Origin of the sequence: Rhodococcoides trifolii (assembly GCF_014635345.1) — a bacterium.
Lineage (GTDB): Bacteria > Actinomycetota > Actinomycetes > Mycobacteriales > Mycobacteriaceae > Rhodococcoides > Rhodococcoides trifolii.
The window spans coordinates 1,132,579-1,153,054 of record NZ_BMCU01000002.1; the positions used below are offsets into that span (position 1 = coordinate 1,132,579).

Consider the following 20,476-nt stretch of genomic DNA (forward strand, 5'->3'; position numbering starts at 1 on the left):
CTCACATTCCGGGTTCGGGGACGTGCGCGGCCGTCTTGCGCCGCTTGAGCAGCACCCGGCGGCTCCCGTCCGTGTACAGCCGGACACGTGAGAGTTCCCACCCGCCGAACTCAGCCGAGATGGCCAACCGCATCGACGCGCTGACCCGCGTAACGTCCGGTGGCAGACGCAGGGGTACGTACTCCCAGTCGTCGGACGTGCTTTCCCACCCCGAAGGCAGGGCGCGTTTGGAGCTGCTCATCAGTTCGTCACCTCGCTATTCGCTCCGAGCCTGAATGCGTTGAATACCTTGCCCGTCGGACGAGCCTACGAAAAGATCGCCCGATTGCGAGTCGACGGCGAGCGAGTCGGGCTGTCGAACAGTCGGGAAACGTGCCGTCTCGACTCCGATGCCGGTGGAGACGTCGTAACCGGCGACCTCGTTGGTGGCCGTCGTCGTGACCCAGACGATGCCCGAGCTGGTGTCGTACGCAACGGCGAACGGCGACCCGGCCACGGGGAATCGCTGGCGCAGGATGAGGTCGTCGTCGGTGAAGACGAGCAGTTCGCCGTCCGCCGTGTCCGCGACCGCAATGCGCCCGTCCGGAGACGACGCGAGATTGGTGGCACCTTCACCGGCTCGCAACGCCGGACCGAGGGCGCCTCGGTCTGTGTCGATCGAGGTCACGGACGTCTGTTTCGTGTCGAGAGCGGTCAGTTGACCGTCGATGGCCGAGAGCGCGTCCACGGACGCGAGTCCGTCGATCGTCTCGGTGACGCCGCCGTCGGCATCGAGAATGTGAATCGCACCACTGGAGTTGCCGACGGCCAGGCCGTCACCGAATGGCACCGCCGAGACAGCGCCGCCGTCGACGGGGAGATCACGCACGGCGCCGGATGCGCAATCCACTTGCAGGACGCCCGAATTCGTGGTGACGAGCACTGTCCCGTCACGACCAGCCGACACCGAGTTGCCCGCTTCGGGCAGGCTTGTCGTGCGCGGCGTGGCGTCCGTACCGGCCGAGGTCTGCAGCAGCAGCGTCCTGCCGTCGGCGGTGAGCGCGGCCACGGTTCGCGAACCGGGGTCGAACGCCATGGACTCGACGGACGTTCCCGCCTCGGACACGACACCTGCGGGCGCGGTCGTGATCTCGGGAGAGGTTGCGGCAGTTTCCGGTTCGCGTACGTTGAGGTTGGTCTGATCGTCCCCGGACGAACAACCGGCCGCGACGACGACCAGGAGTCCGACCGTGATCGCGTGACGGCGGGCAACGGGTGACGGCATCGGGGCAACTTCCTTCGGGCTCTGTCGATCGGGCGGGTCAATTCGATCATCCACGAACGGAGCCGACGCGATCGGGGACCAGTCGCCCGCAGCGTCGGTCGCGAAGACACACCAACAGCTCGAGTGAACGAAAGGCAGACCGTGGAGCGTGAGTCGCACTTCGACACACCGCCGGTGTTTTCCGTCGACGACATCTCGGTCGGCGCGTACGCGCACGGCTTCGGCGACACCGGAGACGGGCGAACGTACGCGTTCCGAGTCCGAGGCAATCGAATGTTCCTCGACGTCTACCGGGCAGACCTCGCCACGACCGTGCCCGACGTTCGTGACGTCGAGGCCACCGCAGACCTGTCCGTGGTCGAACTCGACCTGGCGGACGAACGCAGCATCGTCGGTGCGGTTCGCGACGCCGTCGCCTCGGCGACTCCGGTGGACGGACCCCCCAACGACGGGTCCAGCATCCGCGCAATCCTCTCGCGCCTCGGCTCCGTGATCGATCCGAGCTAACTGCTCACGTCGTCGAGCGCGGACACGATCGCCGGTGGTAGTTCCAAGTCCTCGGCGGCCAGAACCCCCGTGAGCTGACCGATGTCACGGGCACCCACGACGGCCGCCGACACGCCCGGCCGATCCCGAACCCACGCGAGCGCGACAGCGAGCGGCGACGTACCCAGCCCGTCCGCGGCCGTGGCGACCGCTTCGACGACGTTTGCCGCCGTCCGAGTCCGGTAGCGATCGATGCCGACGGCACGTGTGTCGTCCGCACCTCGTGAGTCGGCCGGAACGCCGTCACGGTACTTACCGGTCAGAACGCCTCCGGCGAGCGGAAGAACCGCCAGGATTCCGACGCCGTGATGCTGCGCGGCCGGGATCAATTCGTCTTCGACGTCACGGGCGAGCAGCGAGTACTCTGCTTGCGCCGCAACCGGTTCGACCCGCAGGCCGGTACCCGTCGCGGTGGCCAACTGCCAGCCGAGGTAACCGCGCACCCCCACGTAACGCACGCGTCCGGACGTGACCGCGTAGCTCAACGTGGCGGCGATCTCCTCGGTCGGTGTGACGGGATCCCACGCGCCGACGTTCCACAGATCGAGATGGTCGGTACCGAGCTCGCGCAGGGTCGCATCGAGCACCGTCAACAGGCCGCGCCGCGAGCAATCGATCCGGGTGACGCCGTCGCGTGCGAACACCCCCGCATCGGAACTGAGGACGAGGTCGGCGCGGGGGACCACGTCGTCCACGATCTCGGCGAGTACGCGCAGCGACCGTCCGTCGCCGTACGCCGGTGAGGTGTCGACCAGGGTGCCGCCCGCCTCGGCGAATGCGGCGAGTTGCGCAGCCGCGGAGTCACCGTCGACGCTGCGGCCCCACTCGGCCGTCCCGAGGCCGAGCCTCGACACGCGCAGGCCGCTGGTTCCGACCGTTCTCTCAATCATGGGTGTTTCCGCATCATCGTCGTTTTCGTCCTGTTCCCCCGCAGACCGCAATGGTCGCCGACGGCAGAACCCTAGTACGGTCTGGCTCCGTGACTACTTCGACTCCGGAGCCTCTGGCGTGATCGAATCGATGACCTGGCTGCAGGCGCTGGTTCTCGGCGCGGTGCAGGGCCTCACCGAATTCCTGCCCATTTCGTCGTCCGCCCATCTGCGGATCGTCTCGCAGGTCTTCTTCGGTGACGATGCGGGCGCATCGTTCACCGCAGTCACCCAGCTGGGCACCGAGCTGGCGGTGCTGATCTACTTCGCCCGCGACATCGGTCGCATCGTCGCAGCCTGGTTCCGCGGCCTGTTCGACAAGACCCAACGCGGCAATCTCGACTACCGCATCGGGTGGTACGTGATCATCGCCACCATTCCGATCGGTCTCCTCGGGTACCTGCTGAAGGACCAGATTCGTACGGGCGCACGCAATCTCTGGGTCATCGCGACGATGCTGATCGTCTTCGCCCTGGTCATCGCGGTCGCCGAGAAGGTGGGTCGTCAGACCCGTCCGATCGAGAAGTTGACCACCCGAGACGGGCTGGTCATGGGCGCAGCGCAGTGTCTGGCGCTCATCCCGGGCGTCTCGCGGTCGGGAGCGACGTCGAGTGCCGGCCTGTTCATGGGACTCACACGTGAAGCCGCCGTTCGGTTCTCGTTCCTACTGGCGATACCCGCCGTGACGGCGTCCGGTCTGTTCTCGCTTCCCGACGCGTTCGAACCGGCGGGCGAGGGGCTCACCGCGTCGGGCCCGCAGCTGATCGTGGCGACCATCGTCGCCTTCGTCCTCGGGTACGCCTCGATCGCCTGGCTGCTCAAGTTCGTGGCCAACCACTCGCTGTACTGGTTCGTGGGCTACCGCATCGTCGTCGGTGCCGCTGTGTTGGTCCTGCTGGGCACGGGGGTCGTCGCCGCGACCTAGGCCGGTCGGTCATTAGGCTTGCCCCATGACGGTCATTCTTCTTCGGCACGGACGGTCTACGTCGAACACGGCGCACACTTTGGCGGGCCGCACACCCGGCGTCGAACTGGACGTCACCGGCGTCGCGCAAGCCGAGCGTGTGGTCGAACGCCTCAGCGGCCTTCGTATCGACGCGATCGTGCGCTCGCCGCTGTTGCGGTGCGAGCAGACGGTCGCTCCGCTCGCTGCCGCGCGCGAACTCGAGCCTGCGGTCGAGGATCGGATAGTCGAGGTCGACTACGGCGACTGGACCGGGCGCGGCCTGAAGGACCTGGCGGCCGAGCCGCTGTGGAAGGTCGTGCAGCAGCACGCGTCGGCGGCCGTGTTCCCCGGAGGCGAAGGCTTGGCCGACGTGCAGTCGCGAGCCGTCAAAGCCATCCGTGAGCACGACCGCAGGCTCGCGGAGCAGTTCGGACGTGACGCTCTCTGGGTTGCCTGCTCGCACGGCGACGTCATCAAGTCGGTTCTCGCCGACGCGCTGGGATGTCACCTGGACGAATTCCAGCGAATCATGATCGAACCGGCGTCGATCAGCATCGTGCGCTACACCCAAACTCGTCCGTTCGTGCATCGAGTGGGCGACACGGGTGGTGATCTGTCCGCGTTCGTTCCTGGCGAAACTCCGCCGGCCGAGTCGGAGCCCGCCGCTGACCTGCCGGAACGGTCGGCGTCCGACGCCGTTCCGGGCGGGGAAGTCTGATTCGGGGCCCCGTCGGCGTCGTCGACCGTCCAGCACGGGCAATACTGCGGATAATGGGAATGACAGTTCGATACTTCGGCGCGATCAAGGGAGGTGCTCATGTCCCGCGCGATTCACGTATTTCGCACTCCTGATCGGTTCGTCGCCGGAACGGTGGGGGAGCCGGGTGATCGCTCGTTCTTCCTGCAGGCAGTTCACGAGGCACGGATCGTCAGCGTCGCACTCGAGAAGCAACAGGTGCAGGTGCTCGCCGATCGGGTCGGCCTCCTCCTCGAGGAGATTCATCGCCGCTTCGGTACGGACGTACCGCCGGAGGAGGTCGAGCCGCGCGACGTCCACCCGTTGGTGATGCCGGTCGACGCCGAGTTCCGTGTCGGCACGATGGGCCTCGGGTGGGACGCGGAAGCCAACGCCGTGGTGGTCGAGTTGCTCGCCATCACGGAGACGGAAGTCGACGAGTCCGTGGTTCTCGACGACACGGACGAGGGCCCGGACGCCGTTCGAGTGTTCCTGAGCCCGGAGCAAGCCCGTGAGTTCGCGACGCGAAGTGAGCGGGTGATCGCTGCCGGCCGCCCGCCCTGCCCGCTGTGCGGCGAGCCGCTGACGTCGGCCGGACACATGTGCGTCCGCACCAACGGGTACCGCCGCGGAACCGTCCTGGGCGAAGACTCCACCGAATTCGGCGACGAGACCTGACCTTGACCGAAGCGTCGGACACCGAACTGCTGACCACGGGGGAGCTCGCCATCGTCGGGCGAGTCACCACGGCCAGCAACGCCACCCTCGTGTGCGAGATCGTGCGCCCGGACGAGGCACCCCCCTTGCGGTGCGTCTACAAACCGGTGCGCGGGGAACGTCCGCTGTGGGATTTTCCGGACGGCACCCTGGCCGGCCGAGAGGTGTCCTCGTTCCTGGTGTCCGAGGCCCTCGGGTGGGGCGTGGTCCCGACGACGGTGCTGCGCGACGGACCGTTCGGACCCGGGATGGTTCAGCGGTGGATCGACACCGCGGATCACCATCCGGAGCGGGGCGAAGGGATCGACATGGTCGATCTGTGCCGGCCCGACATGGTTCCCACCGGATACATCCCGGTTCTCCAGGCCTACGACGACGTGGGAGAAGAGGTGTCGCTCGTCCACGCGGACGACCCGCGCCTGCAGCGGATGGCAGTGCTGGACATCCTGGTCAACAACGCCGACCGTAAGGGCGGCCACGTTCTGGAGGGTCTCGACGGATCGGTGTACGGCGTCGATCACGGAATCTGCATGCATACCGACGACAAGCTCCGCACGGTGCTGTGGGGCTGGGCGGGGCGTGCGATCGACGACGGATCGATGGCCGACGTCGTCGCCTTCGCAGAGAAGCTGGGCACCGGCTTCACCGACACGCTCGCGCCCCACATCACCGATGTCGAGATCGACGCCCTGATCGATCGGACGGCGACGCTGATCGCTCGACCGGTCATGCCTACTCCGGACCGGCACCGTCCGATTCCGTGGCCGGCGTTCTAGGACCCGACAGGTCGCGCACCAACTGCAGAAGCTGATCGCGGAGTGCGTCGGGATCGGATACGGAATGGAGCGCGCTGTCCTCCCGCTCGGATGCGATGACAGTCGACAGCATCGCGCGACCGCTCTTTGTGATCGATACCAACACCCGTCGGTCGTCACTCGGGTCGCTCTTGCGTTCGACCATGCCGGAGCGCGCCAACTTCTCCACGGTCCGGCTCATGGTCTGATCCGTGACTCGGCTCGCACGGGCCATGTTGCGCTGCGACAGAGCAGCGTTGCGAATGGTGTGCAGGGCAATCAGACCCGCGTGGGTGACGCCGTGGGACTCGAGCAATTCGCTCCAGGACTGCTCGACGAGGCGCGCGGCAGTGGACAGCAAGCGGCCCGTCGGCCACTCGTCGAACCCGTCGACCTCGCTCGTCACGGCCACCTCGCTGTGTCTGGAGAAACCGTTCAGCACGCTGAACCAGCTGTGTCGAGTCACAGCGTAATGGCACGCCCTTCGACCCCTACCTCGACGCCCGCGGCCGGGGCCCGAGGGGCCTCGATTAGGCTCGCGACATGCAGTCGTGGCCCGAAGTCGTCGTCCCTTCCGTTCCCGGGGAAGGACCTCCACTTCGGCTGTACGACACGGCCGATCGAGCTGTCAGACCCGTCACACCGGGCCCCATTGCATCGATGTACGTCTGCGGGATCACCCCCTACGACGCGACTCACCTCGGGCACGCGGCAACCTACGTGACCTTCGACCTCGTGAACCGCATACTTCGCGACCTCGGGCACGAGATGCATTACGTGCAGAACGTCACCGATGTCGACGACCCACTGTTCGAGCGAGCCGAACGCGACGGGGAGGACTGGGTGTCGCTCGGCCACCGCGAGACGAACCTGTTCCGCTCGGACATGACGGCACTGCGTGTGATTCCCCCGCGTGACTACATCGGCGCCGTCGAATCCGTGGACGAGGTCACCGAATTGGTCGACAAGCTCGTGGCGTCCGGCGCCGCCTACGTCGTCGACGACGCCGAGTTTCCCGACGTCTACTTCCGTGCCGACGCAACCGAGCAGTTCGGCTACGAATCCGGTTACGACCGAGACACCATGGATCGCTTCTTCGCCGAGCGCGGCGGCGATCCGGACCGGCCCGGAAAACGCAATCCGCTCGACGCGTTGATCTGGAAGGCCGAGCGGCCGGGCGAGCCGTCCTGGCCGTCGTCCTTCGGCCCCGGGCGTCCCGGTTGGCACATCGAATGCGCAGCTATTGCACTGAACCGCATCGGTTTCGGATTCGACATTCAGGGTGGTGGCAGCGACCTCATCTTTCCGCATCACGAGTTCTCAGCCGCCCACGCCGAGTCGCTCCAGGGAGCGGACCGGTTCGCGCGGCACTACGTGCACACCGGCATGATCGGCCTCGACGGAACCAAGATGTCGAAGAGCCTGGGCAATCTGGTGTTGGTTTCGAAGTTGCTGGCGGCCGGAGTCGACGCTGCGGCCATCAGGCTCGGCCTGCTGTCCGGTCACTATCGCCAGGATCGCGAGTGGACCGACGAGGTGCTCGCCGCCGCGCAGGATCGAGTTGCGTTGTGGCGCAAGGCGACGGCGTTGGACACCGCGCAGTCCGCGGACGACACCGTGGCACGCGTGCGTCAGCACCTCGCCGACGACCTGGACTCACCGAAGGCGCTCGACGCGATCGACGCATGGGCCACGTACGCGCTGTCGACGGGCGGGTCGGACGCGGGAGCGCCGGGGCTCGTAGTCGACGTGGTGGATGCCTTGTTGGGAGTGCAGCTCTAAGGCGAGCCTGGTGTTGCATGGGCCGTGTGTTCCGGTTGCGTTGTCCGCGAGCGACTTCCCGCTCGGCGGCGCCGACACTGGAACAGCGTGCTCAGGACACGTTCTGCGCGAACCGCAAACTGTTGCCGAACGGGTCGGGCACGTCCATGGTCGGACCGCCGGGGCCATCCGGATCGATACCGGGCCGCAGTGGGAACAGATCGCGCCGGGAGTGCACCTGCTCGTGCAACGCCAGAACGTCGGTGACCGGTATCCACAGCACGGTGCCCGGAGTGCCATCGCCGTGATGCTGCGAAAGGTCCAGCGTGCACTGGTCCCGCTCCACCCGCATGTACAGGGGCAGTTGGGGCTCGAATCGATGCTCCCACTGCACGGTGAAGCCCAGGTAGTCGACGTAGAACTTCCGAGCGACCGCTTCGTCGAAAATGCGGAGGATCGGAATGGCTGCTCCGATGGTCACGGCGTCAGGGTAGTCCTCGAGACCGGCTCATCACACCCGGTGTCACGCGAAATCCAAGCCACCCGCCGTCGGCTCCGGCACCCGGCGCCGGCGCGGCGAGCCCAGGGCCGCGGCCAGATCGGACCCGTCGTGTTCGGCGAGTAGCTCGCCGTCCTCCCAGACCAGAAGCGCTGCGCTGACGGTGTTCTCGGCGGTCGAGTGCGCGAGATCGTAGTGCGCACACCCGGGCACGCCGGCGTAGGTGATCCACAGGTCGTACCCGGTCATGAACAGGTCGAGGTCGAATTGCACGCTGAGACCGAGTAATTCGCTTCGACCGTTGTCGTCGACACCGGCGAAGGCTTCGTCGAGCGCCAACAATCGGGGTGAGTGCGGATCCGCCGACGACAACATCACGTGCGCCGCCGCGAACAGTGGAAGGTGAAGCGACACGGACTGTTCGCCACCGGACAAGGCGCTGTGCCTCGCCACCGTGAGCCGGTCCTCTGATCCGTCACCGCCGATCAGCGTGAACGAGAACACCCGCCACTGCCGGTAATCGAGTGTGGACGACAGGATCTCGGGATACGAGCGCTCGGGATGCGCCGCACGAGCCGTCCGAATCTGCGCCGCGAAATGCGCTCTCATCGCCGACAGCTCGTCGGGTCCCAGCGCCGATGCATCCCGGTCGAGCAGTTTGGACACAGCACGCGCATCATCGTCCAGGGAGTCGGCGAGCACCCAGTGCACTCCGATCGTATTGCCGGACGACATTCGGCGTTGCTTCATCTCCGATCCCATCCGGGCGATGAGTTCCTTTGCGTCCGCGGTCCTCTCGTGGATCTGCTGGGCCAGACCGGTGAGGAGCGCGTCTTCCAGAATGCGGCGCTCCGCGTCGGTCAGCAGTGTTTCCTGGTCGCGCCGTGCCGCGTCGATGCGATCTGCGAAATCGGCAATCGTGGAATATCCCTGCTCGTCCTGGACTCGCACGACGGTCACACCGTCCACTGCATCCCAGCTCAGCCTGAAGTCCTGGCCGGACCCGGCGAGTTGAGCGTCGAATTCCTGCAGTGCCGCGGTGAGAGCACTTCGGGTGGTCTTTCTCGAGGCGTCGCTCACCTTCACCGAATCGGTCGCCAGGACCAACTCGCGCAGGAGCCGGCGCACATCGTCGGGCAGAACATCGGGCGCGTCGTCGGGGCCGGCGGCGGATTCGATGCGATACAGCAGCTGTGCGGCGGTCGACCACGCAGCGTCGCTCGCGGGCCACGTGCAGTCCTGCGCAGCGCCGAGAACAGCAAGGAGATCGCGCTGCGCGTAGGGCGCCAAGCGACCGGCGTCGGCAATCGTCTCGGTGAGCGCCGCGGTCAACCCGGCAACCGCTGTTTCGTGTCCCCCCTCCGCTTTGCCGATGGCTTCACCCGCGTCACGGTCGGCCTTCGTTGCGGCGCGCTGCTCCTTCTTGCACTCCTCGATGCGGGTGCGGACGACGGCGAGTTCGTCGTCGATCTTCTCGGCACTCGCGCCGATCGAGTCGCGAAGTGTGTCGAGTTTGGCAACCTGCTGCTCGTATCCGGACTCGGCGATGGCCGCTTCCTCAGCCAGTTCCTCGGCGACGGACCGAGCTTCGTCGAGCCGTGACTCGGCCTCACGTCCACGTTCCGACGCTCGGTCGACATCGCTTCGGTGCCGCAGAATGGCCGAGCCCATGTTCTCGAAGTGGCGAATGGCCGCGGCGAGTGCGTCGAGCTCGCGGGGCCGGTGGGGTGCGCGATGAGCCACAGCCTCGGAACGGAGCGTTCGCTCGGCCGCAGACAACTCGGCCACGGCCACGTCGAGATCGCGATCCGCCGACGCGACGGCGCGGGCAGTCGACCGCAACGCGCCGGCTGCATCGACGACGCTCCGGAGTGCGGTGGTGATCGCCGCAGTTCGCGGCAGGGCCTTGGACGCAATCTGAATGGCATCGATGCGGGCCCCCGCCTCGTCGGCCATCCGGATGTACTCGGTCCGTCGCTCCACGATGTCGGCAGACAGTTCCTCGATCTCGGCGACACGCGACGACCGCCGCTGTGCGCGTGCGGTCGCACCGATGTATTCGGCCGCGGGCTTGCCGTGCGCACCGCGCTGCACCCCCTGGCGGTACTGCCCGTCGACACCGACGTGCACCGCAGCGTTGTCGTCGTCCAGCGCGACGGATTCCAGGATGGCGCGCACCGTCGCGGCGGACACGGGAATGTCGTTCTCGACCACGAGAACGTCGGCGAGGGAACGACCCACGACGGGTGCTGCGGCCGCGAGAAACTGCTCCGAGCGAACGTCGTCGGGTACGGACTCGGTGACCCACCCGTCGAGGATGTTCGCGGCCTGCAGAGCTGCTTCGAGACCCGCGGCATCGGAGTCGGACACGTGGTCCGCGAAGCGCACGAGGCGCCACAGCGGCGCGCCGACCAAGTCGGAGCGGTCGGCGGTACGTGCGGCGAACGCCGGGGGTGCGTCGTCGCGGCTCTCGGCCACGGAAGCCTTCTCGGCGGCGAGTTCACGCAACCGGTCACCGGCTGCTTCGGCGTCGCGCAGAGCGTCCTGGCGAAGGGCACGCAGCTCGTCGAGCGGCTCGCGTGCTGCGTCGCTCACCACGTCCGCGAGCGTCGGAGCGTCGTCGTCCCCGACAGTCGACAGAGCCGCATCCAGGGACTCGAACAGGGTGGGCGTGTCGAACAGCGGGGAGTGGCTGGTCCACCAGGACCGCAGTTCGCCGGCGCACGCGCCGCGGGCAGCTTCGACACCGGCCTCCGCCTCGCGCACGGCGACCGACGCGGTGTCGTGCTGTTCGCCGGCACGGGTTGCCGCGCGTTCGGCGCGGTCGCGTTCGGCCGAGGCGCGTTCGGCGACAGCCGCAGCGGAGCGGACGGCACGTACATCGCCGTCGCGCTCCTCGGCGTGCCCCCGTACCGCTGCCGTCACCTGATCGGTGCGGGCGCCGGCGGGAAGGGCGGTCCACACGATGCCGGCGTCCTCTGCGGCCGCGAGCAGTTCGTCCTCGGCACGAGAGATGGACGCGGTTGCCTCCCGAAGTTTCGCGGACGCCTCGGCGTTCTCGCGGCTGCGCACGTCGACGGCTTCGGTGGCCTTTCGGGACTTCTCGACCTGCTGTTGTATCGACACCTCGAGCTTGCGGACGGCATCGGCGAGGTCGTCGAGTTGCTGTTTGCCCTCGTAGGCGGACGAACGCTGCAGTGTGTGCTGATCTGCGAGGGCGAGGTCGAGCGCACGTTCGGCGGCCTCGAACCGTACTTCTGCCTCCGCCCTCTCGGTCCGGCGCCGTTCACGCAGCTGCTTGGCCGCGAACAGGGCAACGGTGGCGTGCTCGACCGAGTCGAGTCGACGGGTGACCTGCTCTACGTCGGTCTTCGCCTGCACCGCAAGATATTTGGAATACACGCCGACGAAGCGTTTGGACGCGAGGTCCGCTTGGACGAGACCGTCCAGGGCTCGCCCGACCTCTTCCATGTCGCTGAACGATCGCGCAGCGTCGAGAACAAGATGTTCGTCGAGGGGCCGCAGGCCTTCCGACAGAGCACGCGAGAGACCTTTGGGGTCCAGGTTCTTCGCGAGCTGCGGGCGTCGCAACGTGAGGATCAGGTTGATCAGCTGGTCGTAACGCTCGGCACCCAACCCGAACAGGCGAGCGTCGATCGCAGCCCGATAATCGACGGGTCGATCGACGATGGAATCGGTGCCGATCTGTTCTGCCAGTTGCTTTTTGGTGAGCGGTCGATCGTCCGACCCCAGCAAGGAGAAATCCACCCCGACCCGACCGTCCGCGACGAAGTACCACCGAGTCACTTTGTCCGCAGACTTGGTGGCGCGCATGCCGATTCCGACCGTCACGGCCTCCGGATCGTGACTGTCACCGCGCGCGAACTCCATCCACACGTACGAATGAGCCGAGTCCTGTCCGCGGTAGAGGAGATTGGACTTCATGGTGCGCTCTTCACCCGCGAACGGATTCAATCGGCGAGGTTCGATACGACCGTCCAGGACGAAGGGGAACAGCACTTCCAGCGCCTTCGTCTTGCCGGAGCCGTTGGGTCCGCGCAGAACCAGTCGCCCGTCGGCGAAGGAGAATTCCTGGTCTCGGTAGTCCCACAGGTTGACGATGCCTGCGCGAGTCGGGCGAAATCTAGTACTGCGGGTCACGATGACGACTCCTCGAACAAATCGGGCTCGGCACTGCGTTCCCGAACGGTCACGACCACACCGCGGTAACGAGCAAGGGCGGGCAGGGCGACCACGCCGCCGGGAGCGGGGGCCACGAGCGACAACTTGGACAGCAACGCAACGGCCGCAGCGCGCAGCCCTTCGCGGTCCGACTGCCATTGCGCGGCAAAGGTTCGTCCGTAGGCGTCGACCAATCTCTCCACGGTGTCCGCTGTCCACGAATCCGGAACGAACGGATACCGGACAGGTTCGGTGGCGCGAACCTGAGCCGAGCTCGGATCGTCCGGTACGTCCAGAAGGTTGTCGAAGACTCCGTCCTCGGGGATGGCATCGTCGAGTGCAACGACGAGGTGCACCGTCGGATCCGTGTCGATCGGGTGGTCCTGCCGGTCGGGGGAGTCCGGGTCCAGCACCCGCTCGGCGATCTCGCCGGCGAGCAGAAGCGCGACCTGAGCGACGGTACCCGTCGACGGAAACCTGGTGTCGGACAACCGACCCGACGTGTCGATCAACGCCAGGCCTTCGGCGCGGCGTTCGACCGCGAGGCCGGTGAACAGCTGTACGTCCTCGACGGAACGTGGGTCCATGCCGTCCATCCCGTACACCACGGGCAGTTCCACGAGAGCCCGGCGAGCCCGGCGGGCCGCCTCACCCGGCTCGTCGGACGGACCGGTCAACAGGCCCATGACACTGCGCAGGTGCTGAAGCGCACGCGGCGGACGAAACAAGGCCACGACGACGGCCCTGTCGATGTCGTACAACGCCTCTCCTGCATCGGGATTGCTGACCCACCCACCGGCGTCGCCATCGGCGAGACCGATGGCGCCCCGCGCGGCAAGCCAGCCGACAGCGTCGACGAACGCGTCGCGATCCGCCGCGCGTGCGGTGTCGAGATCGACTCCGACCACCCGATTGGCCTCGGCCGCAACATGATCCGCTAACTCTGACAACGTGATTTGGTCACCGGCACGCCCGAGCGCGGCCAAGGCCAACGCGAGGAACGAGTACCGACGACGATCGAAAATTCGGTCGTTTCCCGTTCTGGCCGGCTGCGTCGGATCGAGTCGATCCAGAACGGGATACAACCGTGCCGTGGTCTCGGTGACCTCGAGGCGGTACCCGAACAGCTCGAGCATGTCCTCGCGTAGCTCGGTCGCCCAGCGCCGAAGCAGCGGCAGCGCAATACGATCCGGATAGGTGCGCGTCACGAGATGGTTTGACAACGCCACCCGAGCCGCACGCTGGTACGAGTCGAGGGCGAGAGTCGGAATGCTTCGGGCTTTCACAGAGCTTCGACCCGAAGACGTTGGTCACCGAGGTGCAGTACGCCGCGGGCAGTCCGAACCGCCGAGTAGCCCGCGCCGTTCGAGACGATCAGCTTGACACCCGAATCGGCGGCGGACGAGTCGGTGATGCGGCCGACCGTCGGGACCCGCGCGGACATGGCCGCGGTCAGCAACCGCAGCAGCACCTCGGTCTCCTCGTCCGTCAGGACGCGGTCGTAGAGGTCGGCTGCGGCGAGGGACGCGGCTGCATTCGCGCGGCGGCGCTGGTCGTCGAGCTGCCGCTCACGGAGCCGTCGCACGCCGGCATCGTTGCGCTGCACCCTGGCCGGAGCTCCGGCGGCGGGCGGCCTGCCGGTCTCGGCGAGGGTGCGTGAGATCTCGACCGGTGGGGCGTCCCACCAGGACCTGTTCGCGGGGATGATGTCGTCGTCGGGATGCACCATGGACAGATGTCGCGGGCGACCGAGTCCGAACGCGGCCCCGAACAGTGCGTGGGCCGCGTCCTCGGTGGGTGCGGCGGCGAACCAGCCTGCGAGATGGCGGAGCTGAGATTCGCGACTCACCCCACCCTTCCGAGTCTCGGTGACACGACGCAACAACGACAGCACGGCCGCGATCGCGCTCATCGTTCCCTCACGCAGGCGGTCCGCCTCGGTGAGTTCACCTTCGGCGGTGGGCAGGCCGGAGGCCGTTCTCTGGGATGCACTGACGAACCAATGAACGAGGCCGGTCCAGCGGGATTTCCAGTCGTCGCGGCGCTCGTCCGGTGTGAGAAAGACACGCTCGTCGCTGCGCGCGGCCCGGTCGAGCAGGGCCTCGATACCGGTGCTCTCCACCCGTCCGATGGCGTCGGCCAACTTCGGCGCGAAGCGTGCGAGATCGAGACTGAACTCCCGCATATGCGACAACAGCGCGTCCTTGTGAGCAAGAAACGACTCGGGGGTCACCTCCGTGGTCCGCACCAGATCACCGAGGGAGAGGTAGAAATGTGCCGCCCGCGTGGCCATGTCGGTGAGCGCGCTGTCGAGCCGGTTGAGCTTGCGATAGACGAGATCGGAATTGCCGGTGGCGTTGGCCGTTGCAAGTTCGTCGAGATCCGCCAGCAACTCGGGCAGCACCAACCGCGACAGTGACGCATCCTCGGGCCTGGCGGCAAGCACATCCTCGACCGCACGGTATGCCTGGTAACCGACCTGGGCGAACTGATAGACGTAGTGACGGTTTCGGTACTCGGCAAGTGTGGCGGCGCGGGTGCCGTCGTAGCTGCGTTCGAGCACGCCCCAGGAATGCAACTGCTCGAGCAGCGGCGCGATCTCGATGCGGGTGAGATGGTCACCGGGTAGCAGGTCGGCCACCTCACCGGCGTGCAGAAGCACCACGTACCCGGTGCGCGCCTGCTCGAACGCCCGCAGGACGCGTAGATAGTCCGATCTCTTCTCGGCGGTGGCGAAGGAGAAGAGCCGCATACGGTCGTCGACGAGAAAAGAGTCGGCAGATGCGGTCACTCGGAACAGGGTAGGTGGTCGACCTCAGAGCCGGACGGACACCTGACCGTCCACCACCGCGGCCTCGTAGACGTCCACCGATGCGATACCTTCCGACGTGCATCCGCCGTCGGCCAAGGAGAACTGGTACTGGTGCAGCGGGCACATGACGACCTTGCCGTCGATCTGCCCGTCGGCCAGCGGTCCGCCCTTGTGCGGGCAGAGTGCGTCCATCGCCCGGACCGTTCCGTCTCCGAGGAGGAAGACTGCGATCTGACGGCCGCCCACCACGTAGGTACGCCCTTCACCCGGCGTGAGGTCGCTGACGTGGCCGACGACGACCGAGCTGTCGTAGTCCATCGCCGCGCTCATCGGACCGGCACCTGCGGCAGGGGGAGCAACGGCAGCGAGGGCTGGAACTGTGCCGGTGACCGCGGTGCGGACCGTTCCTTCCACGGGTCGGTGTACCCGTCGATGGACTTCTGCATGCGCTCGTCGAGACCGGCGACGATGCCGTCGCGGTCGTCGATCAGGATGGCTCGAAGTTCCTCGAGCCCGATTCGCGGGACCCAGGCGTAGGTGCGCTCGAGCCACTTGGCCTCTTCCCGGTAGTACTGCATGAAGCGTCCCGCGATGGTGAGTACCTCTTCCGGCGAGTCGACGGTCGCCAGCACGTCACCCTTGCGAATGTGTGCCCCCGCCGCGCCCCCGACGTAGATTTCCCAGCGGCCGTCTCCCACGGCGACCACACCGAAGTCCTTGCACAGCGCCTCGGAGCAGTTGCGCGGGCAGCCGGCCACCGCCATCTTCAGTTTCGCGGGGGTCTCCAGACCTTGGAACCGTTGTTCTATCGCGATGCCGAGGGCAGTCGAATCCCCGAGCCCGAACCGGCAGAAGTCCGTTCCCACACAGGTTTTGACGGTTCTCATGCTCTTGCCGTAGGCGTACCCGGACGGCATGTCGAGGTCGCCCCACACCTTGGGGAGGTCCTCCTTCTTGATGCCCAGTAGGTCGATGCGTTGTCCGCCGGTCACTTTCACCAGGGGCACGTTGTACTTGTCGGCCACGTCGGCGATCGTGCGGAGTTGGTCCGGAGTCGTGACGCCGCCCATCATCTGCGGCACGACGGAGAACGTGCCGTCGCGCTGAATGTTGGCGTGCACTCGATCGTTGATGAACAGGGCGCCGCGTTCGTCGACCCAATCAGGACCCCACACCACCCGAAGCAACGACGCCAGCGGCATCTTCGACGCGACGTCCTCGGCGCCGTCGGTCGCGAGCTCCGCGAAGATCTGCGAGACCGAACGCAGATCGTTCTCACGAATCGCGGCGATCAGCTCGGGCTTGGTCATCGGAATGGACGGGACGTACCAGTTCGCCGCCGGGTCGACCTCCAGCGCTCCGCCCGCCGCGCAGGCGACGATGTCGCCGACCAGTCCCTTGCACGAACCGCACCCCTTGCCGGCGCGGGTCTTGGCCACGACGTCGGCCACGGTCTTGGCGCCGCCGTGGACGCACGCCACGATGTCACCCTTGGTGACGCCGTTGCAGTTGCACACCTGTACGTCGTCGGCCAGTTCGGCGGCTCCCGTCTCTGCGCTGGGCGTTCCCATGTCGAAGAGCATCGAGATGCGCTCGTCCGGTAGCGGCACCTTCTCGTCGAACGCCTGCGTAAGGAAGCTGACCTTGCTGATGTCACCGAGAAGCATGGCGCCGATCAGCTTGTTGTCCCGCACGACGACGGATTTGTATGTCCCGCTGCGTGGTTCGTAGAACTGGACGAACTCGTCGGTGTCCCGCTCGGGCCCCTTGACGCCCATGGCGGCCACGTCGACTCCGGCGACCTTCAACTTGGTCGTCAGTCGCGAACCGTGGTACGCCGCTGTGGGATCGGCGCCCGTGATGACGTCGGCCAACACCACGGCCTGTTCCCAGAGCGGGGCGACGAGGCCGTAGACCTCACCGCGATGTTGGCAGCATTCACCGACGGAGTAGATCGATCCTTCGTCCTCGCAGCGCATCTGGTCGTCGACGACGATGCCGCGTTCGACGACCAAGCCACCACCGCGGGCGAACTCCACGTTCGGCCTGATACCGGCGGTCACGACGATCATCGAGGCCGCAAGGGTGGTGTCGTCGTTGAAGCCCACTCCGGCCACGGACCCGTCGTCGGCGCGCAGCACCGAGGTGGTGCGCTTCGAGGTGTGGACGCCGACGCCCAGGTCCTCGATCTTGTTGCGCAGCACGCGCCCGCCGCGCTCGTCGAGTTGCTGGTTCATCAGATGTCCGGGGGAGTGCACCACGTCCACATCGATTCCTTGCGTACGTAATCCGTACGCCGCTTCGAGGCCGAGGAGTCCGCCGCCGATGACCACGGCGCGCACGTCGTCGCCCGACAGTGCCATCTGGAGCATGCCGTTGGTGTCCTCGATGGTGCGAAATCCGAAGATGCCCTTGGCCAGTCGACCGTCCGGTTCGCGCAGTCCGTCCATGTTGGGAAAGAACGTGTTGCTCCCCGTCGCTATCACGAGAATGTCGTAGTCGACGGTCCGGCCGCTCTCGCAGGTGACGGACTTCGCGAAGCGGTCGAGCTTGACCGCCCGGTCGCCGACGAACAACGTGACGTTGTTCTCGCGGTACCAGGCCATCGGGTTGAGCATGAGATCGTCGTCGTCGATGGAGCTTTCGCCGGACAACACGTGCGAGAGCATGATGCGGTTGTAGTTGCCGTACGGTTCGTCGCCGATCATGGTGACGTCGAACATGTCCGCTCCGCCGCGGGCGAAGATTTCCTCGACGGTGCGGGCGCCCGCCATGCCGTTGCCGACGACGAGCAGCCGTTGGCGAGTCATCAGAACGTGACCATGCCGAAGTCGACGACGACCTCGCCCGAGCATCCCTCGGGCGCCGCCACGACCAGTTCGAGCGTGGTGTCCGGGTCCACGTCCTCGACGACGCGCAACGGGACGTTGACGCTGCTCTTCGCCCCCATGGGAAAGACCCGCATCGACTCGCCGTCGCGGGTCAACGTCACCACGATGAGCTCCTCGGACGAATTTCCGCCGCGGAAGTAGAGGGGTTGCGCGGTGAGTCCGGACGGGACGACGAACGACATCGAATCGATGGGCTCCGGCTTGCTCAGGCCGTGGCCGGTGAAAGAGAAGACGCCCTGCAGGAATGTCGGTGTGCTGGCCATGGCTCGACTGTCCGTGGGTGCGGTGACGAGAACGCTGCGCGCAGGTTACGGCGGAGTCAGGAAGACCTCTCGAGGCCGGGCGCTCTGCTGTCAGGTGCGGGCATCACCAAAGGCGCGATCACCGCTAGGAGCGCCGCCGGGACGAGAAACGCCGCTGCCGGGTGGACCTGGTACACCGGCGTCAGCGCAAGCGGCGCCAGTGCCGCACCGGTGAAACGGAACGCCTGCACCACCGACACCGAGCCGCCGCGATTCGGTCCGGATGCGCCGAGTACGGCGGCGTTGACTCCGACCAGGACGAACTGCGAGGCGACGCCCGCGATCGCCCACACGATTCCCACGACGATCACCACGTTCACGGTTCCGGCAGCGGCGATGAGAGCAGCGCCGCCCACCGCGCCGATGACGATGGTGCGCCGCGGTCCGATCCGGTCGATCAGACCGCCCACCGGCCGAGCCGCCACGATGCCGGCGGCGCCGAATCCGGTCAGCAACAGACCGCGCAGCCCCGGCGACAACCCGAAATCGTCCTCGGCCCGGAACGCCAGCAGGAAGCTCAGTCCGCCGAGGGCACCCCACCCGAGCAGAGCCACCACGCCGATGCGCAGCACGCGTGGGGTCAACGCGTCTCGTAGTCGCTCCGGTGTTGCAGATGCGGGTGCCGATGCCTGCGCGGGCAGGCCGATCAGACCGAGCACCGCCGACACCACCGCGAGCACGAGGAATGCGTAGCGCCAATCGAACTCCGCCGCGAGACCGCCGACCAACGGAGCGCTGGTCTGACCGGCCGCCTGCAAGGCGCCGAACGTACCGAGCACGCGCCCGAGGCGTTCCTTCGGCGTGATCATCGCCAGAGCGGCGAGGAGAAGGGGCGTCGTGAACGCGTTGGCGCATCCCTGCACCACTCGGGCACCGAGGAGGAAGTAGAGCCCGGGCGCGAGAGCACAGGCAATGGACGCGACGAGATAGACCCCGTACGCGATCCGTACGGTGCGCAGTCGGCCCCACCGGGCGCCGAGCGTTCCGGAAACCAGCATCGTCAGGGCGAAGGGGAGCAGGTACGCCGTCAGCGACGACGACGCCGATCCCGACGACACGCCCAACCCGGAGCCCATTTCCGGCAGCATCGACGCGACCACCGCGCCGCCGAACGGGCCGAGGAAACCACCGAGGTAGAGGGCGGAAACCTGCAACCGTGACCGGAGTGGGCCGGTCACACTCCGAAGCTGCCGGGGCCCCGACGACGCAGGTACCGCTCGAACTCGGCAGCGAGCGCGTCACCGTCGACCTTGGACACCGCCTCGGACATGTCCACCTCGGCGTCTCCACGTTCTTCCAGAGTGCGCACGTAGTCGGCGATCTCGTCGTCGTCCTTCGTCATCTCGGTGACCGCCTCTTCCCAGTCCTCGGCCTGCGTCGGCAGCTCACCGAGGGGAACCTCGATGTCGAGGACGTCCTCGACGCGCTGCAACAGCGCAACCGTCGCCTTGGGGTTCGGTGGCTGCGACACGTAGTGCGGGACGGCCGCCCAGAGGGACACGGCCGGAATACCGGCCTTGACGCACTCGTCCTGGAGCACACCCGTGATGCCGGTGGGGCCTTCGTATCGCGTCTGTTCGAGGTTGAACTGCTCGGCCGATTCGATGCTGTACGCGGTTCCCGTGACGGGGACCGGCCTGGTGTGCGGTGTGTCGGCCAGCAGCGCGCCGAGGATGACGACCGTGTCGACGCCGAGTTGGTCGATGAACTCGAGAAGGTCGTCGCAGAAGCTGCGCCACCGCATGTTGGGTTCGATGCCGCGCAACAGCACGACATCTCGGTCGCTTCCCGGTGGCGAACACACTGACAGGCGCGTCGACGGCCACTCGATTTCGCGGGTCACACCGTCGACCTGACGCACCGTCGGACGATTGACCTGGTAGTCGTAGTAGTCCTCGGAGTCCAGTTCGGCCAGCGGGTTGGCGTCCCAGATGAGTTCGAGATGCTCGACGGCGCCGCTCGCCGCGTCACCCGCGTCGTTCCATCCCTCGAAGGCGGCCACGAGGACGGGCTTGCGCAGGGACGGAAGAATCGTGTCGTCATCACCCTCGTCGCCGGCGACGTCCGCATCGATGGGCGCAGTGTCCACGGGTGCAG

General features: G+C 66.9%; 19 protein-coding genes. 6 read left to right on the forward strand and 13 right to left on the reverse strand.

Annotated features, from left to right (window positions below):
• Position 1 precedes the first annotated feature (1 nt).
• Positions 2–241: a DUF5703 family protein gene (locus tag IEW02_RS12560; protein WP_188545077.1), complete on the reverse strand. Its 240-nt coding sequence runs from the start codon at positions 239–241 to the stop codon at positions 2–4.
• A 15-nt stretch (positions 242–256) separates the two neighbouring features.
• A complete protein-coding gene (locus IEW02_RS12565) occupies positions 257–1,264 on the reverse strand; it encodes an NHL repeat-containing protein (protein WP_188545078.1) in 1,008 nt (335 codons plus the stop codon).
• 123 nt (positions 1,265–1,387) lie between these two features.
• Between IEW02_RS12565 and IEW02_RS12570 the strand changes: the two genes are divergently transcribed.
• Positions 1,388–1,771, forward strand: coding sequence for a hypothetical protein (locus IEW02_RS12570; protein ID WP_229745969.1), 384 nt, complete (start codon positions 1,388–1,390; stop codon positions 1,769–1,771).
• Here the strand turns inward: IEW02_RS12570 and IEW02_RS12575 are convergent.
• Entirely contained in the window at positions 1,768–2,700 is a 933-nt protein-coding gene (locus IEW02_RS12575; RefSeq protein WP_188545079.1) for an aldo/keto reductase, read from the reverse strand. The genes IEW02_RS12570 and IEW02_RS12575 overlap by 4 nt on opposite strands.
• Before the next feature lie 118 nt (positions 2,701–2,818).
• Here IEW02_RS12575 and IEW02_RS12580 point away from each other — a divergent pair, with 118 nt between their 5' ends.
• The 4 genes from IEW02_RS12580 to IEW02_RS12595 all read left to right on the forward strand — a co-directional run bounded on the left by IEW02_RS12580 (position 2,819) and on the right by IEW02_RS12595 (position 5,914).
• Positions 2,819–3,664: an undecaprenyl-diphosphate phosphatase gene (locus IEW02_RS12580; RefSeq protein WP_188545080.1), complete on the forward strand. Its 846-nt coding sequence runs from the start codon at positions 2,819–2,821 to the stop codon at positions 3,662–3,664.
• A gap of 25 nt (positions 3,665–3,689) precedes the next feature.
• Complete coding sequence (locus IEW02_RS12585; RefSeq protein ID WP_188545081.1) at positions 3,690–4,403, forward strand: histidine phosphatase family protein; 714 nt, start codon at positions 3,690–3,692, stop codon at positions 4,401–4,403.
• Positions 4,404–4,502: 99 nt separating this feature from the next.
• Entirely contained in the window at positions 4,503–5,099 is a 597-nt protein-coding gene (locus IEW02_RS12590) for a DUF3090 domain-containing protein (protein ID WP_188545082.1), read from the forward strand.
• Between the two features lie 2 nt (positions 5,100–5,101).
• A complete protein-coding gene (locus IEW02_RS12595; RefSeq protein ID WP_188545083.1) occupies positions 5,102–5,914 on the forward strand; it encodes an SCO1664 family protein in 813 nt (270 codons plus the stop codon).
• Here the strand turns inward: IEW02_RS12595 and IEW02_RS12600 are convergent.
• Complete coding sequence (locus IEW02_RS12600; RefSeq protein ID WP_188545335.1) at positions 5,871–6,338, reverse strand: MarR family winged helix-turn-helix transcriptional regulator; 468 nt, start codon at positions 6,336–6,338, stop codon at positions 5,871–5,873. The genes IEW02_RS12595 and IEW02_RS12600 overlap by 44 nt on opposite strands.
• A gap of 137 nt (positions 6,339–6,475) precedes the next feature.
• On the opposite strand from IEW02_RS12600, the gene mshC reads away from it, so the two are divergent.
• The gene (gene mshC / locus IEW02_RS12605) at positions 6,476–7,714 is read left to right on the forward strand and encodes a cysteine--1-D-myo-inosityl 2-amino-2-deoxy-alpha-D-glucopyranoside ligase (RefSeq protein ID WP_188545084.1); all 1,239 of its coding nucleotides are present in this window, start codon (positions 6,476–6,478) and stop codon (positions 7,712–7,714) included.
• A gap of 91 nt (positions 7,715–7,805) precedes the next feature.
• Here mshC and IEW02_RS12610 read toward each other — a convergent pair whose 3' ends face one another.
• The 9 genes from IEW02_RS12610 to IEW02_RS12650 form a co-directional block, all read right to left on the reverse strand.
• A complete protein-coding gene (locus tag IEW02_RS12610; RefSeq protein WP_188545085.1) occupies positions 7,806–8,174 on the reverse strand; it encodes a glyoxalase superfamily protein in 369 nt (122 codons plus the stop codon).
• Positions 8,175–8,216: 42 nt separating this feature from the next.
• Complete coding sequence (locus IEW02_RS12615) at positions 8,217–12,356, reverse strand: TIGR02680 family protein (RefSeq protein WP_371829951.1); 4,140 nt, start codon at positions 12,354–12,356, stop codon at positions 8,217–8,219.
• On the reverse strand, positions 12,350–13,660 hold the full coding sequence (locus IEW02_RS12620; protein WP_188545087.1) for a DUF2398 family protein: 1,311 nt from the start codon (positions 13,658–13,660) through the stop codon (positions 12,350–12,352). The genes IEW02_RS12615 and IEW02_RS12620 overlap by 7 nt, the downstream gene beginning before the upstream one ends.
• Positions 13,657–15,126: a TIGR02677 family protein gene (locus IEW02_RS12625; RefSeq protein ID WP_188545336.1), complete on the reverse strand. Its 1,470-nt coding sequence runs from the start codon at positions 15,124–15,126 to the stop codon at positions 13,657–13,659. The genes IEW02_RS12620 and IEW02_RS12625 overlap by 4 nt, the downstream gene beginning before the upstream one ends.
• Positions 15,127–15,189: 63 nt before the next feature.
• Positions 15,190–15,516, reverse strand: coding sequence for a Rieske (2Fe-2S) protein (locus tag IEW02_RS12630; RefSeq protein WP_188545088.1), 327 nt, complete (start codon positions 15,514–15,516; stop codon positions 15,190–15,192).
• A complete protein-coding gene (nirB, locus tag IEW02_RS12635) occupies positions 15,513–17,996 on the reverse strand; it encodes a nitrite reductase large subunit NirB (protein WP_188545089.1) in 2,484 nt (827 codons plus the stop codon). Before nirB ends, IEW02_RS12630 begins: the two co-directional genes overlap by 4 nt.
• Positions 17,996–18,340 (reverse strand): molybdopterin oxidoreductase, encoded by a 345-nt coding sequence (locus tag IEW02_RS12640; protein WP_188545090.1) that lies wholly within the window; start codon positions 18,338–18,340, stop codon positions 17,996–17,998. Before IEW02_RS12640 ends, nirB begins: the two co-directional genes overlap by 1 nt.
• Positions 18,341–18,396: 56 nt before the next feature.
• Positions 18,397–19,557 (reverse strand): MFS transporter, encoded by a 1,161-nt coding sequence (locus tag IEW02_RS12645; RefSeq protein WP_229745970.1) that lies wholly within the window; start codon positions 19,555–19,557, stop codon positions 18,397–18,399.
• Positions 19,554–20,453, reverse strand: a complete 900-nt coding sequence (locus tag IEW02_RS12650) for a PAC2 family protein (RefSeq protein ID WP_188545337.1) — start codon at positions 20,451–20,453, stop codon at positions 19,554–19,556. The genes IEW02_RS12645 and IEW02_RS12650 overlap by 4 nt, the downstream gene beginning before the upstream one ends.
• Positions 20,454–20,476 lie beyond the last annotated feature (23 nt).

Excerpts from the sequence above, each read along its gene's own strand:
- IEW02_RS12560 (WP_188545077.1), bottom strand. The coding sequence starts at position 241 with ATGAGCAGCTCCAAACGCGCCCTGCCTTCGGGGTGGGAAAGCACGTCC.
- IEW02_RS12565 (WP_188545078.1), bottom strand. The coding sequence starts at position 1,264 with ATGCCGTCACCCGTTGCCCGCCGTCACGCGATCACGGTCGGACTCCTG.
- IEW02_RS12575 (WP_188545079.1), bottom strand. The coding sequence starts at position 2,700 with ATGATTGAGAGAACGGTCGGAACCAGCGGCCTGCGCGTGTCGAGGCTC.
- IEW02_RS12585 (WP_188545081.1), top strand. The coding sequence starts at position 3,690 with ATGACGGTCATTCTTCTTCGGCACGGACGGTCTACGTCGAACACGGCG.
- IEW02_RS12590 (WP_188545082.1), top strand. The coding sequence starts at position 4,503 with ATGTCCCGCGCGATTCACGTATTTCGCACTCCTGATCGGTTCGTCGCC.
- mshC (WP_188545084.1), top strand. The coding sequence starts at position 6,476 with ATGCAGTCGTGGCCCGAAGTCGTCGTCCCTTCCGTTCCCGGGGAAGGA.
- IEW02_RS12625 (WP_188545336.1), bottom strand. The coding sequence starts at position 15,126 with ATGCGGCTCTTCTCCTTCGCCACCGCCGAGAAGAGATCGGACTATCTA.
- IEW02_RS12630 (WP_188545088.1), bottom strand. The coding sequence starts at position 15,516 with ATGAGCGCGGCGATGGACTACGACAGCTCGGTCGTCGTCGGCCACGTC.
- nirB (WP_188545089.1), bottom strand. The coding sequence starts at position 17,996 with ATGACTCGCCAACGGCTGCTCGTCGTCGGCAACGGCATGGCGGGCGCC.
- IEW02_RS12640 (WP_188545090.1), bottom strand. The coding sequence starts at position 18,340 with ATGGCCAGCACACCGACATTCCTGCAGGGCGTCTTCTCTTTCACCGGC.